Annotated in this window: 11 protein-coding genes; 5 read left to right on the top strand and 6 right to left on the bottom strand. The window is 42.3% G+C overall.

Features of this window, described 5'->3' with window-relative positions:
• The first annotated feature begins 251 nt into the window (after positions 1 to 251).
• Positions 252 to 2,834: a GAF domain-containing protein gene (locus V7K61_RS05265; protein WP_335051589.1), complete on the top strand. Its 2,583-nt coding sequence runs from the start codon at positions 252 to 254 to the stop codon at positions 2,832 to 2,834.
• A 244-nt stretch (positions 2,835 to 3,078) separates the two neighbouring features.
• On the opposite strand, the gene purN is transcribed toward V7K61_RS05265, so the two are convergent.
• A complete protein-coding gene (gene purN, locus V7K61_RS05260; RefSeq protein ID WP_334720095.1) occupies positions 3,079 to 3,741 on the bottom strand; it encodes a phosphoribosylglycinamide formyltransferase in 663 nt (220 codons plus the stop codon).
• Between the two features lie 25 nt (positions 3,742 to 3,766).
• Between purN and V7K61_RS05255 the strand changes: the two genes are divergently transcribed.
• Positions 3,767 to 4,648, top strand: coding sequence for a carbohydrate ABC transporter permease (locus V7K61_RS05255; protein ID WP_335051586.1), 882 nt, complete (start codon positions 3,767 to 3,769; stop codon positions 4,646 to 4,648).
• A gap of 260 nt (positions 4,649 to 4,908) precedes the next feature.
• On the opposite strand, the gene V7K61_RS05250 is transcribed toward V7K61_RS05255, so the two are convergent.
• Complete coding sequence (locus V7K61_RS05250) at positions 4,909 to 5,475, bottom strand: thermonuclease family protein (RefSeq protein WP_335051584.1); 567 nt, start codon at positions 5,473 to 5,475, stop codon at positions 4,909 to 4,911.
• Positions 5,476 to 5,772: 297 nt separating this feature from the next.
• Between V7K61_RS05250 and V7K61_RS05245 the strand changes: the two genes are divergently transcribed.
• The gene (locus tag V7K61_RS05245; protein WP_334720091.1) at positions 5,773 to 6,114 is read left to right on the top strand and encodes a winged helix-turn-helix transcriptional regulator; all 342 of its coding nucleotides are present in this window, start codon (positions 5,773 to 5,775) and stop codon (positions 6,112 to 6,114) included.
• A gap of 111 nt (positions 6,115 to 6,225) precedes the next feature.
• Here V7K61_RS05245 and V7K61_RS05240 read toward each other — a convergent pair whose 3' ends face one another.
• From V7K61_RS05240 to V7K61_RS05230, 3 genes are read right to left on the bottom strand one after another with little or no spacing between them, the layout of a single operon-like run.
• Positions 6,226 to 6,621 carry a salt stress protein, Slr1339 family gene (locus V7K61_RS05240; protein ID WP_335051581.1) on the bottom strand — a complete coding sequence of 132 codons (396 nt, stop codon included), beginning with the start codon at positions 6,619 to 6,621 and terminating at the stop codon, positions 6,226 to 6,228.
• Positions 6,622 to 6,648: 27 nt separating this feature from the next.
• Positions 6,649 to 7,254 (bottom strand): vWA domain-containing protein, encoded by a 606-nt coding sequence (locus V7K61_RS05235; RefSeq protein ID WP_335051579.1) that lies wholly within the window; start codon positions 7,252 to 7,254, stop codon positions 6,649 to 6,651.
• 55 nt (positions 7,255 to 7,309) lie between these two features.
• On the bottom strand, positions 7,310 to 7,915 hold the full coding sequence (locus V7K61_RS05230; RefSeq protein WP_335051576.1) for a vWA domain-containing protein: 606 nt from the start codon (positions 7,913 to 7,915) through the stop codon (positions 7,310 to 7,312).
• Between the two features lie 324 nt (positions 7,916 to 8,239).
• Here V7K61_RS05230 and V7K61_RS05225 point away from each other — a divergent pair, with 324 nt between their 5' ends.
• A complete protein-coding gene (locus V7K61_RS05225; protein WP_335051574.1) occupies positions 8,240 to 11,290 on the top strand; it encodes a PAS domain S-box protein in 3,051 nt (1,016 codons plus the stop codon).
• Positions 11,291 to 11,302: 12 nt separating this feature from the next.
• Here the strand turns inward: V7K61_RS05225 and obgE are convergent, their stop codons facing one another.
• Entirely contained in the window at positions 11,303 to 12,331 is a 1,029-nt protein-coding gene (gene obgE, locus V7K61_RS05220) for a GTPase ObgE (RefSeq protein WP_335051572.1), read from the bottom strand.
• 205 nt (positions 12,332 to 12,536) lie between these two features.
• Between obgE and aroA the strand changes: the two genes are divergently transcribed.
• Positions 12,537 to 13,817: a 3-phosphoshikimate 1-carboxyvinyltransferase gene (gene aroA, locus V7K61_RS05215; protein WP_335051570.1), complete on the top strand. Its 1,281-nt coding sequence runs from the start codon at positions 12,537 to 12,539 to the stop codon at positions 13,815 to 13,817.
• Positions 13,818 to 13,830 lie beyond the last annotated feature (13 nt).

Genomic DNA, 13,830 nt, shown 5'->3' with positions numbered 1-13,830 from the left:
AGCAAACCACAACTTCTAATGAGAAAATAAGACATTCCAACCAAGCGATCGCCATTTGATTGTTAACAAACCTGTTAATCAGACCCAATTTTTTTGAATTTAAAGGAAACAAAAGCATTATGGGACATGACTTAGAAAATTAGTGCCTTAAAATACTCCTGAAAGCCAGTCTTTGTTTAATAAGGTTTGTGTAGAATTTGGTGGTGAGGTTATTTACTTGATTCTCAATTGCAACAATCCAGGTTTCATTTATGAGTCAGTCTTTTTCTCAAAACCAAGCAAGACGAAATCGCCAAAAGAGACTCTGGCAACAAAAATGGAGTTTAAAGACTAAAGCAATAGTTTGGGCACTAAGTATCAGTGTCCTTCCTGTGGTTGCAATTGGAACGGCTACTTACAACTATGGAATTAGTTTAATTAACACACAAATTCCGCAAGTAAGACAAGAGAGTGCAAGAAGTTCAAGAGAAAATGAACTTGCTCTACAAAGACAATTGTCACTCTTGTTAACTGGTATGGGAGTGACAGCAATTTTAGCAGGTGCGATCGCTGTTTTTGTGACGAATCGAGTTATGAGTCGAGTCAGCAAGGCAGCTGCAATCTCTAATAATATTAAAAAGAGGCTACGTCCAGACAGTGAGTTTACTCAAGTCTTCATCGCTAGCCAAGATGAATTAGTGATGTTAGAGAGAAACATCACCTTATTTACAGACCTACTTTCGGTTTTGGTACAGGAGAAAGAAGCCGAAGCTGATTATTCCCAACTATTAATCAAAATTACCCGTTGGGTTCGAGAATCATTCAATGAAGAAGATGTTCTCAAAACTACCTCAGAAGAAATTCGTAAAGCTCTAAGCATTGATCGCGTCACCATCTTTTGCTTTGACTCCAACTATAATGGAACCTTTATCGCCGAATCAGTAGCACCCGGTTTACCTAAAATATTAGGGGTTACAGTCTCTGAGCCGGGATTTGAGGCAGGGTATATAGAAAAATATCAAAATGGTAACATCCATGCTATTGATAATATCCATCAAGGCAATCTCAGTGATGCTGATATTGAGTTGCTGGAGCAATTTGCTGTCAAATCTAGTTTATTAGCACCTATTCTCAAAGGCAAACGGCTATTCGGTTTATTGATTGCACATCAATGTTCTAGACTTCGCTTTTGGCAACAATCTGAGATTGATTTGTTCTCTCAGATAGCCATGCAAGTAGGATTTGCCCTTGACTACGCCAACCTTCTACAACAAGTAGATACCAAAGCAGATAACGCTCAGGTATTTATCGAAATTAACCGCAGCATTCGCCAATCGCTCAACGAAGAAGATGTCCTTAAAACGACGGTGCAAGAGGTTCGTAAGGCATTGAGTACTGACCGAGTACTGGTTTATAGCTTTTACCCTAATTGGTCTGGAATTATAATTGCCGAATCAGTGGTTCCAGGTTATCCCAAAGTTTTGCGGTCTGAAATCCAAGACTTATGTTTTGGTCAGGGTTATGTAGAAAAGTATCAATCTGGTCGTGTTGTAGCCACAAACAACATTTACCAAGCTGGTTTGGCTGATTGTCACATTAGCCTGCTTGAATCCTTTGCTATCAAAGCAAATCTGGTCGCCCCCATTCTCAAAGATGAACAATTATTTGGCTTATTAATTGCCCATCAATGCTCCAGACCCCGTGATTGGCAACAATCTGAGATTGATTTATTTGCTCAGATAGCGATGCAAGTCGGGTTTGCTCTCGACCATGCAAGACTGCTGCAACGCATTGAGGCTGAGGGTGTGCAAAGTCAGTTGTTAGCAGATACTATCGGCATTATTCGCCAATCACTCAACGAAGAGGATGTCCTCAAAACAACTGTGGAAGAGGTTCGCAAAGCTCTGAGTAGCGACCGAGTGATGGTTTATAGCTTTGATGCTGATTGGTCTGGAACAGTGATTGCTGAATCAGTTGTTCTCACTTACCCAAAAGTTTTGCGAGCTGAAATCCAAGACCCATGTTTCGGTCAAGGCTATGTAGAAGAGTATCAGTCTGGTCGCGTTCTCGCAATCAATAACATTTATGAAGCTGGTTTAGCTGACTGCCATATTAACTTGCTCGAATCCTTTGCTGTCAAAGCAAATCTAGTAGCTCCCATTATTAAAGATGAACAGCTATTTGGCTTGTTAATTGCACATCAATGCTCCAGACCCCGTGATTGGAAACAAACTGAGATTGATTTATTTGGCCAGATAGCGATGCAAGTAGGATTTGCTCTCGACCATGCAAGACTCCTGCAAAGAATTGAAGCTGAAAGGATGCGAAGCCAGTTATTAGTGGATATTATCCGCAGCATTCGCCAATCCCTCAAGGAAGAGGATATCATCAAAACTACTGTGGAAGAGGTTCGCAAAGCACTGAGTACTGACCGAGTGTTAGTTTATAGCTTTTACGCTAATTGGTTCGGAATTATCATTGGTGAATCAGTGGTTCCAGGTTATCCCAAAGTTTTGCGGTCTAAAATTCACGATTCTTGTTTCACTCAAGGCTATGTAGAAAAGTACCAATCTGGTCGCGTTGTCGCAATCAACAACATTTATGAGTCTAGTTTGGCTGATTGTCACATTAAACTGCTCGAATCTTTTGGTGTGAAAGCAAATTTAGTAGCCCCAATTATCAAAGATGAACAGCTATTTGGCTTGTTAATTGCACACCAATGTTCTGAACCCCGTGATTGGCAACAATCTGAGATTGATTTATTTACCCAGATAGCGATGCAAGTAGGATTTACTCTCGATCATGCTAGGCTCCTACAAGCGTATCAAACTGCTGAAGCTAATTCTGATGAATAGTAGGGGCGCGCAGCTGTGCATAGGTGTCAACTTAATGCTAAACCCGCTTGGTGACAACGTTTTGCCCTCACCCCCAGCCCCTCTCCCCAAGGGAGAGGGGAGCTAGACATTCATTCCCTTCTCCCTTGGGAGAAGGGGTTAGGGGATGAGGGCGTAAGGGATTTGCAAAACGCCTCTCCGATATAGTTTTCGGCTTAAGTTGACACAAATGGCATCTGTGCGCCCCTAATTGATATATGTATTTTTACGTTACGCTTAGTGTAACTTTTGACGAAGAAGCTGCTAAAGCGATCGCTAATGGTAAAATTCGATGTTCCTGAATTTGAATCCTGGCGTGGAGTGTTTCTGCTGTATCATCTGGCAGTACTGGGACTGCGGCTTGCATTAATATTGGGCCGCTATCCATTTCTAAGCAAGCTATATGCACTGTACAACCAGTAATTTTTACCCCAGATGCCAAGGCTTGTTCTACAGCATGGATTCCCTTGAAACTAGGTAACAAACTAGGATGGATATTAATAATCTTCTCAGGAAAGGCATCAATGAAAACTGATGTTAATAGTCGCATCCACCCTGCCAAAATCACCCATTCTACATCGTAGTGCTGTAATGTCTGCACAATTTTACGATCGAACTCTTCTCGGTTTTGATAGTTGCGGTGATTTAATAAGACAGTTTCTACACCTCTATTAGCTGCTCTGACGGCTGCTTTCGCCGAGGGATTATTGTAAATTAAAACTTGAATTTGGGCATTTAGCCGCCCATCTTGGATAGCTTGGGCAACTACATCAAAATTGCTGCCATTCCCAGAAGCCATAATTCCCAGTTTTAAAGGGGCGAATTGTTGGTAATCATCGCTAATGTTGGGAGAAATTAAGCTAAGGGTAGAATCAAGGCGGAGAGTCATAACAGCTAGGAGGGTTAATTTATAGATGCCAAAAATATATACTAAGTCGTGGTTGGATAATGATACAGTAGCCGCGTGGATTTTTCTCGCACCAGCATTAATTTTGCTGGGTGTTTTTATCATTTGGCCAATCGTCTATTTGTTCTATCTCAGTTTCACTGCTGGTAGTTTCAGCTTAAAAGGTATTTATTGGATAGGCTTAAAAAACTATTGGCGCTTGCTACTCGACCCCGATTTCTGGCAAGTTCTGGGTAACACCTTTTATTTTACTGTTGCCACCATCATTCCCAGTTTAGTTATCTCCTTGGGATTGGCAGTACTATTAAACCGTTCTATTCCCTTGCGGGGCATTCTGCGGAGTGCTTATTTTCTACCTTCAATTATCTCACTTGTGGCAGCCGGTTTGGGATTTCGCTGGCTGTTTCAAACATCAGGGCCAGTTAACGGACTTTTAGATTTTTTTGGCATTTCAGAAATCCCCTGGCTAGGAGATACATTTTGGGCAATGCCAGTAATTATTTTAATGAGTATTTGGAAACAACTCGGTTTCAATATGGTAGTTTTTTTAGCAGGGTTGCAAGCAATTCCTTCCAGTCGTTATGAAGCAGCAGACTTAGATGGAGCGAATGCTTGGCAACAATTTTGGTATATTACTTTGCCCGGATTGCGCCCGACTGTGATATTTGCAGTCATTACTACCGCAATTTTTACATTGCGGAGTTTTGAGCAAGTTTTTGTGATGACTGGTGGTGGCCCACTGAATTCTACTAATCTGCTGGTTTACTACATTTATCAAGAGGCTTTTGGACAGTTTGATTTTGGTTATGCAGCAGCAGGAACGACTGTGTTATTAGCAGTGACGTTAATACTAGTTTATTTGCAACTGCAAACTTGGGGAGAGGAGTAGAAGAGGGAGGGGGCAGGGGGCAGGGGGCAAGGGAGGTAGGGAGGAGTTTTGGAAGTTGCTAAATCATGCTGCAAAGATGTAGTGCATTCAACTATAGGAATCCGGTTTGATTTCTGAAAAAAATTAAGTATTTGTAGGGTGCGTTATGACTTTAGTCTAACGCACCAAACCCTTGAAAATGGTGCGTTACGCTTCGCGATAACACACCCTACGTGTTGTTCAAAAATCAAATAGTAATCCTATAGAAACAGCTAGAGTTTTTATTTCTTTGATAGGCTGCGATATTCCCAAGGATTTATAAATTTAGTATCGCTCCAAACGCCGAGCCGTTGTTCCTTCGCTTTGGCTTCGGCTTGTTGAACTAAGTCTTTACTAGGACATTTATTTAAATAGGGACGATAGACTTTTGCTAAACCTTCTTGCAACAATACCTGTTGTACAAAAGTGCCATTTTTTAAACGGACTTCGGCAATTTTACGCCCATAGCGATCGCTATCAGTAATATTCAAAGTCACGCGATCGCCTCCTTGTTGCACCAGTTGTTGCACCCGTTCTTGGGCTTTCACACCCCAAGTAAATTGATTGCGATCGCTAGTACGTTTACTTTGCTTTTCTTTGTTGGTATGAGCTATTTCTGGCGCATCTACACAAGCAAAGCGCACGGTAAAGTTTTTGCCATTGGTATCTTTGACTACTAAAGTATCGCCATCACTGACTCGCTCAACTGGTTCTCCAGAATTACCAATAAAGCGATCGCAGCCCATCAAACCCCAAATTATGATAGTTGCACAAAGCCAAAATCGCACTGGTTTAGTTAATTTCCCCATCCAAATTTACCTGCATTACCTCTGTGGGATTGATAATAGCAAAATACAAAGATATATTTGTTAACTGTTGACATAGTTACACAGGTAATTCAAAAAGCGATCGCACTTTGATTGCTTCTGTAACAGTAATCATCAAACATCTGCCTCCAGTTGACTGTGGAAGACAGCAAGTATCTATTCTATTGTCATATTCCCGGAGCTGCTACACTAGTTATGAAAGACCTAAAACAAGTAATAATCAAATAACTAGCGGTATATCCACCAAACCTGAGTCAGGTGATTCCTACAAAAAAAACTATGAAAGCTGAAGCAGAAAACCATTTCAGGCTGACTTGTGAAGTAGAAACTACCCTAAAAGTGATTGGCGGACGCTGGAAAGTTTTGATTATTAGAGAATTAATGATAGGTGTCAAACGCTTTGGTGAGTTGCAACGAGCTTTACCTGGAGTTACGCAAAAGATGCTAACCCAGCAACTCAGAGAAATGGAGGAAGATGGAATTATTCATCGAGAAGTTTATCCCCAAATTCCACCCAAAGTAGAATATTCACTGACACCTTTAGGAGAAACTTTGCAACCAATTCTCTATGCTATGCACGAATGGGCTGTGCAACATTTAGCTCAAACAAATCATCATTAATATTGAGCATAGGTAATAAATAATAATTGTTAACTTACAATTTGAGCTAGCACATTTCTCCAAATTACGAATTACGAATTACGAATTACGAATTACGAATTACGAATTATTTTATTCGTTGCTTCTTAAATATTCAATCGCTGCCTCTAATTTTGAAGGGTAACTTTCAGCAAACCTTTCAAACCAAAGTCCTTCAGACGAAAGTGGATCTACTTTGGTTAACCATTCTTTCGCCTGCACTTTTAAAACTTCTAGTTGTTTGGCCTTGAGTTGTTCTTGTCGAATTCTTTCCTGTTCTAGTTCTTGCTGTCTTTTTAATTCAATAGCAGCATCCTCTTCGGCAAAATCAGCCTTAACATCTGCCAAAAGCTTATCCATAAAAGATGCTGACTTTGGCGATGATGGAATAAACGATTTGGCGGTGGCTGATTTTGACTGCTGCTGTTGTGGTTGTACTTCTTGACATTCAGTTTGGAGTTCAGCTAATAGCTTATCAAGGGAATCCATTTTTGCAATTCCTAATAAATAGTATAGCTAGTCATTAATAGCATTGAGTAGCACTTCCGATAGACTCAAATCTTCCATATCTTCCATAGTAATGGTGTCACAGATATCAAACTTAGCACCAGCACTTTGGAGTTCATCATCTAAGACTTTGAGAAAGCGGGTAGCTTGTTGATCTGTGCCAACTTGAATAAAAGAAATAGCTAATTCTTCATCTCGTTCGATGCGACGAGAAGCTTCAATAATTACCCTCATGACTGCTTTGCGATCGTCCGGTTCACCATCAGTAACCACTAAAATTGTTTCACCATTTGGCTTGGTTTGACCGGCTGCTTTGCGTTGAAGATAATCATCAGTTGCATGTTTTAACACACTTGCCAAGTCAGTTGTACCAGAGGGATCGTTCTCTCGAAAAATTTGTGATACCTTGCTGGATGTGACATTTTCGTATCGTTTAAATTTACCAGAAAATACATAGATAGTAATGCCATCTGGGTCAAATTGCTCACACTTGCTAGCTAAAGCCAAAGTTGATTCTTGGGCTGCAATCCACCTAGTTCTACCACCCTTTTGATCTTGGGTTGCCATGCTACCGCTTTTGTCAATAATCAAGGTATAATCACGATTTTCTAGCATTATTCAATTCTCCAATTAATAATTAACAGTTACTGAACTATGGGCGATCAACACATTAGTCAGTTATGGCGTTGCTCAAGACATCTGCAAGGCTCATATCTTCTAAGTCGTCTAAAGTGACGGTATCGCAAATATCAAATTTAGCGCCGACACTTTGCAACTGATCATCCAAAGCTTTGAGGAACTTAGTTGCTTGGGCATCTGAACCTACTTGAATAATCGAAATTCCTAATTCTTCATCACGCTCCATTTGGCGAGTAGCATGAATGATCACTTCAAACACAGCCTTGCGATCGTCTGGTTCACCATCGGTGATAACTAAAATTGTCTCTCCGTTTGGCTTGGTTTTACCGGCTGCTTTGCGTTGAAAGTAGTTATTGAGGGCATCCTGAAGTACACCTGCTAAGTTTGTGGTGCCAGAAGGATCATTTTCGAGAAATATCTGGGCGACTTTGGCTGAGGTGACATCATCGTAGCGTTTAAATCTCCCAGAAAACACGTAAACGGTGATCCCATCTGGGTCAAACTGTTCGGCTTTTCTGGCCAAGGCGAGAGTAGACTCTTGAGCGATTTCCCATCTACTTCTACCACCCACTTGGTCGGGTGTAGACATACTACCGCTTTTATCAATGATTAAGGTATAGTCGCGATCGCTCATCATAATCTTCCTTTGATTGTTACACTGTGGTTCTAGTCTTAGTCTAATCCACGAATTTAACGATACCGTAAGTACTTTAAGGTTTCGTATCAATTATGCTATTCAAAAAAGCCGCATCACAGTTGATGAATGCGTTGGCGTAGCCCGCCACAGCGATCGCCTAAGCAAACCTAACCTCATCTCTTTGTTCCCCCAGAACACAATCCTCTCAATCCCCAATTCCCTGTTGCATCCGTAGTGATTCTGGGAATAATAAATACTACTCATGCTGACACACAGGGAACTAAACAAAAGCTATTTAGCTCCATTTTAGAAATAAATTTGGGTATGAACCATTCTCGATACTTAGATAACCACGAGCAAAAAAACACACGAGAGCAAAACTTCTCCCCAGCATTTCTGCATCAAATAATTAATGGCATCTCTGACCCAATTTTTGTCAAAGACCGTCAACATCGTTGGGTATTACTGAACGATCACTACTGTGATTTCGTCGGTCATAGCCGAGAAGAATTAATTGGCAAGTCAGACTATAATTTTTTTCCGCAAGTAGAAGCTGATGTGTTCCGGGAAATAGATGAACTGGTTTTCACGACAAATATTACTAATGAGAACCAGCATCTTTTTACTGATGCTCAGGGTATAACCCATCTCATCTCTACAAAAAAGTCTTGCTTTCAGGATGAGACTGGTAATCAATTTCTGGTTGGTAGTATTCGAGACATCATTTTACAGAATGAAGTCGGGAAAGTTCAAGATGTGACTGGCATTACCGATAGTACCAATCTTATGGAAACCTGCGAGGCACTTCGGGAAACCCTGGAAGAACTGCGCCAACAAAACGAAGAATTAGCGATCGCTCGTGAAAAGGCTGAATTAGAACATCAGCGTTACCAGGATTTGTTCGATCTCGCCCCAGATGCTTACTTGGTGACGGATCTAGTCGGTATCATCAAAGAGGCTAACTATATAGCCGCAGCCTTACTATCTGTGAGACAAAAATTTCTGGTAGGTAAACCATTCATCCTGTTTATCGCTGAATCAGGCCGCCAAACCTTTATGAACCAATTGGCAAGTTTACAGCAAGTGCAGGATTGGGAAATCGATCTACAGCCACAAAGAAGTGCAGCCTTTCTGGCTCGGATCAAAATGGTTGCTATGTATAATTCACAGGGTCAGCAGGTCGGCTGGCGTTGGTTGCTTTGCGACATCAGCGAACAGCAAGCTGCGCTGCACAATCGCCAGCAAGCAGAGAAAGACCTACACCGCCTTAATGCTGTACTCCAAGCTCAACAAGAAGCTTCCATCGAAGGAATTCTGATTATTGATGAAAATTTTACAGTTACATCATTTAATCAGAAATTCTCCCAGTTATGGCAAATTCCTGCGGCACTAATCCAAAAAGGGGACGATCGCCAACTCGTGCGATGGGTACTAGACAAACTAGTAAATCCAGACGAATTTGTAGCGAAAGTGAAGTATCTTTACCAGCATCCAGAGGAAAGCAGCCATGATGAAATTTTCCTCAAGTCTGGAAAGATTTTTGAGCGCTATTCTGCACCCGTGCGTAAACAGCAAGGGGCTGGCGATGAGATATCACCTTTAGGAGATTACTACGGTAGGATTTGGTATTATCGCGACATTACCGAATATAAGCAAGCAGAGGCAGAACTCAGGGCTTCAAAGCAAAGGCTGGCATTGCTGATTGAACAAACACCTTTAGCCATTATTGAATGGAATACCAACTTTGAGATTCAGACATGGAATCGCGCAGCAGAAAGAATCTTTGGGTACACCACAGAGGAAATGCTGGGGAATCGTTTTGAGATCGTAGTACCTGAAAATGCCAGAAAGCACGTAAATGAGATTATTACTGCCCTGTTAACACAACGTGGAGGAAGTTTTAGTGTCAACGAGAACATCACTAAAGATGGCAGGACGATGGTCTGTGAGTGGTATAACAACCCCTTAGTCGCTCCTGATGGCCAGGTGCTTGGCGTTGCTTCAATGGTGTTAGACATCACAGAACGCAAACGCGCTGAAGAGGAACAGCAAAAATTTGTCGCATTGATTGAAAACAGCAGCGACTTTATTGGCATTGCTTCAATGGAAGGACAAGTTGTCTATGTAAACCCTGCTGGACTCAAGATGGTGGGACTTAGTAACCTGGAGGTAGCCAAAACCAAATTCTTGGATGATTTTCATTCACCAGAAGCTTTTGTAGAGTTGAAAGAGCAAATTACTCCTTTAATGATTCAACATGGTTTCTGGCAAGGCGAGTTTCGCCATAGACATTTTCAAACAGGTATAGAAATTCCCACTGATTGCAGCATCTTCATGGTTAAACATCCTGAAACAGGAGAGCCTTTCTGTCGGGTAGCTGTTGCTAGGGACATTACAGAACGCAAACAAGCTAAGGAAGCCCTGCTAAAGTCGGAAGCGCAACTCAGACAACAAGCCGAAGAACTTAAAGTTGCACTCCGGGAACTTCAAAACACCCAAACTCACTTGATTCAAACTGAAAAGATGTCTAGTTTGGGTCAACTAGTTGCAGGAGTAGCACACGAAATCAACAACCCAGTCAATTTTATCTATGGCAACCTCACTCCTGCCAAAGAATACACCCAAGATTTACTTTCACTTTTGCAACTTTACCAAAGTCATTATCCTGAACCTGTGCTAGAAATTCAGGATTTTGTAGAACAAATCGAACTAGACTTTTTGAAATTAGATTTCCCACAAATAATCAACTCAATGAAAGTTGGGGCAGACCGCATTCGCGAGATTGTACTTTCCCTGCGAACGTTTTCGCGCTTGGATGAAGCCGAAATGAAAGCTGTTGATATCCATGAGGGAATCGACAGTACTTTGATGATTTTGCAAAACCGCCTCAAGGGTAATGACCAGCGCCCAACAATTGAAATAATCAAAGAATACGGCAAACTACCGCTGGTTGAATGTTACGCAGGGCAGCTAAATCAAGTATTCATGAATATTTTGTCAAATGCGATCGATGCCTTGGAAGAGTCATTTGTCATCTGTCATTTGTCATTAGGAAACAACTCTAAACAAAGGACAAATTACAAAGGACTAATGACTTCTCCGACAATTTGCATTCGCACCCAACTACAGCAGCCAAATCAGGTAACAATTAGGATTGCCGACAATGGATTGGGGATACCAGAAGATGTCAAAAAACAACTATTTGATCCCTTCTTTACTACCAAACCCATCGGCCAAGGTACGGGGATGGGGCTTGCCATTAGCTACCAAATCATTACAGAAAAACATGGCGGTTCTTTAGAATGTCTTTCGCAGCCAGGACAAGGCGCTGAGTTTGTGATTAAGATTCCCCTGATTCAACATCCGTCAACATAATTCGTCATTTCGTTAGCTAAATACCTCCACTTCTTCAGGAACCTTCATTTGGTCGAGAATTCCCCAAATTTCCTGTAACATCGGGTCTAACCCGGTGCGAGTAACCGCTGAAATCACAAAAACCGGGGCGTAGGAGAGATGATTAAGTTGGGTGGCTAACGCCTCCAAATCGACGGTTTCCCGATCGACTGCATCAATTTTATTCAGCGCCAAAATTTGCGGACGTTCTGCTAAACCCCGTCCATAAGCTTGTAATTCTTCCTTAATGGTGTTGTAGTCTCTAACCACATCATCACTAGTGGCATCAATCAAGTGAAGTAGCACCCGTGTGCGCTCGATGTGGCGCAAGAAATCATGTCCCAGCCCTGCCCCATGAGCTGCTCCTTCAATTAGTCCGGGAATGTCGGCGAAAACAGTACCATCGCCAGTAGGTTTCCGCACTACACCCAAATTTGGAATCAGGGTAGTGAAGGGGTAGTCTGCGATTTTCGGGCGTGCAGCGGATAAAGATGAAATTAAAGTAGATTTACCAGCATTTGGTAAGCCAATAATCCCGACTTCTGCCAAAAGTTTTAACTCCAGGCGCAGCTGCTTTATTTCCCCTGGTAATCCTGGGAGGGCATATTCTGGGGCGCGGTTACGGTTGCTCAAGAAATGCTGATTTCCCAGTCCACCTTTACCACCTTGGGCAATCAGCAAAGTCTGCTTCGGCTCAGTTAAATCTCCCAGCAGTTCGCCAGTTTCAGCATCATAAATGGTTGTACCGCAGGGAACTTCGATAATTAAATCCTTTCCTCCTGCCCCAGTGCAGTTATTTGGCCCACCACGAGTACCCTTTTCTGCCTGAAAGCGATGGTTGTATCTGAAGTCCAACAAAGTTTGTAGGTTTTCTTCGGCAACGAAAAATACCGAACCACCTCGTCCCCCATTACCACCAGAGGGGCCGCCAGTCGGCACGTACTTCTCTCGCCGGAAAGCGACAATACCATCGCCGCCTTTACCAGCTTCAATTTCAATTTTTGCTTGATCGATAAATTGCATCTTTCTAGAGTCCTGTTAGCGGATAGCTAGGGTTTAACCCGTGCTGAATTATGAGTTGCGAGTTATAAATTATAAGTTTTATAAGTTTTAAAATCTTATTCCTCACTATTTACTTGTAACTCACACTCCCTACTCCCCTGCCCCTTTTGCTCAAGATATGGCAATATTATAAAGTTGTAGCTAACCGCCTACGTAGAGGTTTAAAGTGGATACCATTGCAATTCCTGCTCTAAATCGGCCAGTGGATGCCACAGTAGAAATTCCCGGTTCTAAAAGTCTTACCAATCGGGCGTTGCTTGTCGCTGCTTTGGCGCAAGGTGACTCCATTTTAGAAAATGCCTTATTTAGTGAAGACAGCGAGTATTTTGCCAAATGTTTAGAGCAATTGAGTATTCCCATAACTCTCAATCCTAATCTGGCTCAGATTCAGATTGCAGGAAGGGGAGGTGACATTCCAGCTAAACAGGCAGATTTATTTGTGGGTTTATCAGGTACTACAGCACGGTTTATCTCGGCGCTGGTGGCACTGGGGAACGGTGAATATCGGCTAGATGGCGTTCCCCGGATGCGAGAACGACCAATGGGTGACATGCTGACGGTGCTGGAAACAGGTGGAGCAACTGTTAACTTCGAGGGTAACTCCGGGTTTATGCCCTACACTCTCTATAGCCAGGGATTCGCTGGCGGAAATTTTCGCTTGAAAGCCAACCAAACAAGTCAGCAACTTTCGGCATTGCTGATGATTGCGCCTTACGCTCAACAGGATACGATTTTTGAGGTTGAGGGTACATTGGTTTCTCAGTCTTACATCAAAATGACCTGTCGTCTGATGGCAGATTTTGGCGTGGAGGTGATTCAAATCGGCGATAATCAATTTCAGATTAAAGCCGGTCAACGTTACCAAGCTCGACATTACACAGTAGAACCCGATGCCTCAAATGCTTCTTACTTTTTTGCCGCCGCCGCCGTCACGGGTGGACGGGTGCGGGTAAAACATTTGACCAAACAATCCTGTCAGGGTGATATTCTCTGGCTGAATGTTTTAGAACAGATGGGTTGCCAAATTAAGGATGGGGATGATTACACCGAAGTGACGGGGCCGAAGCAATTGCAAGGCATCGACATTGATATGAATGATATATCGGATCTAGTGCAAACATTAGGAGCGATCGCGCCCTTTGCCAGTTCACCGATTACCATTCGGAATGTGGAACATATTCGCTATAAGGAAACTGACCGAATTAAAGCTGTAGTGACAGAGTTGCGGCGGCTAGGAGTTGAAGTTGAAGAATTTGCAGATAGACTGAAAATTCAACCTGGCCCCATTACCCCGGCGGCAATTGAAACCTATCACGATCATCGAATGGCGATGGCTTTTGCTGTCACTGGCTTGAAGGTTCCAGGGATTGTAATTCAAGATCCTGGTTGTACAGCGAAGACTTTTCCAGATTACTTTACCCGATTCTTCCAAATGCTCGAACAATAAGAGCTATTTTCGC

Source organism: Nostoc sp., from assembly GCF_036918015.1.
GTDB lineage: Bacteria > Cyanobacteriota > Cyanobacteriia > Cyanobacteriales > Nostocaceae > Nostoc.
This window is presented reverse-complemented; position numbering and strand designations above follow the sequence as displayed.

Coding starts and splice junctions, on each gene's coding strand:
- V7K61_RS05265 (WP_335051589.1), top strand. CDS start 252: ATGAGTCAGTCTTTTTCTCAAAACCAAGCAAGACGAAATCGCCAAAAG.
- purN (WP_334720095.1), bottom strand. CDS start 3,741: ATGACTCTCCGCCTTGATTCTACCCTTAGCTTAATTTCTCCCAACATT.
- V7K61_RS05255 (WP_335051586.1), top strand. CDS start 3,767: ATGCCAAAAATATATACTAAGTCGTGGTTGGATAATGATACAGTAGCC.
- V7K61_RS05250 (WP_335051584.1), bottom strand. CDS start 5,475: ATGGGGAAATTAACTAAACCAGTGCGATTTTGGCTTTGTGCAACTATC.
- V7K61_RS05245 (WP_334720091.1), top strand. CDS start 5,773: ATGAAAGCTGAAGCAGAAAACCATTTCAGGCTGACTTGTGAAGTAGAA.
- V7K61_RS05240 (WP_335051581.1), bottom strand. CDS start 6,621: ATGGATTCCCTTGATAAGCTATTAGCTGAACTCCAAACTGAATGTCAA.
- V7K61_RS05235 (WP_335051579.1), bottom strand. CDS start 7,254: ATGCTAGAAAATCGTGATTATACCTTGATTATTGACAAAAGCGGTAGC.
- V7K61_RS05230 (WP_335051576.1), bottom strand. CDS start 7,915: ATGATGAGCGATCGCGACTATACCTTAATCATTGATAAAAGCGGTAGT.
- V7K61_RS05225 (WP_335051574.1), top strand. CDS start 8,240: ATGAACCATTCTCGATACTTAGATAACCACGAGCAAAAAAACACACGA.
- obgE (WP_335051572.1), bottom strand. CDS start 12,331: ATGCAATTTATCGATCAAGCAAAAATTGAAATTGAAGCTGGTAAAGGC.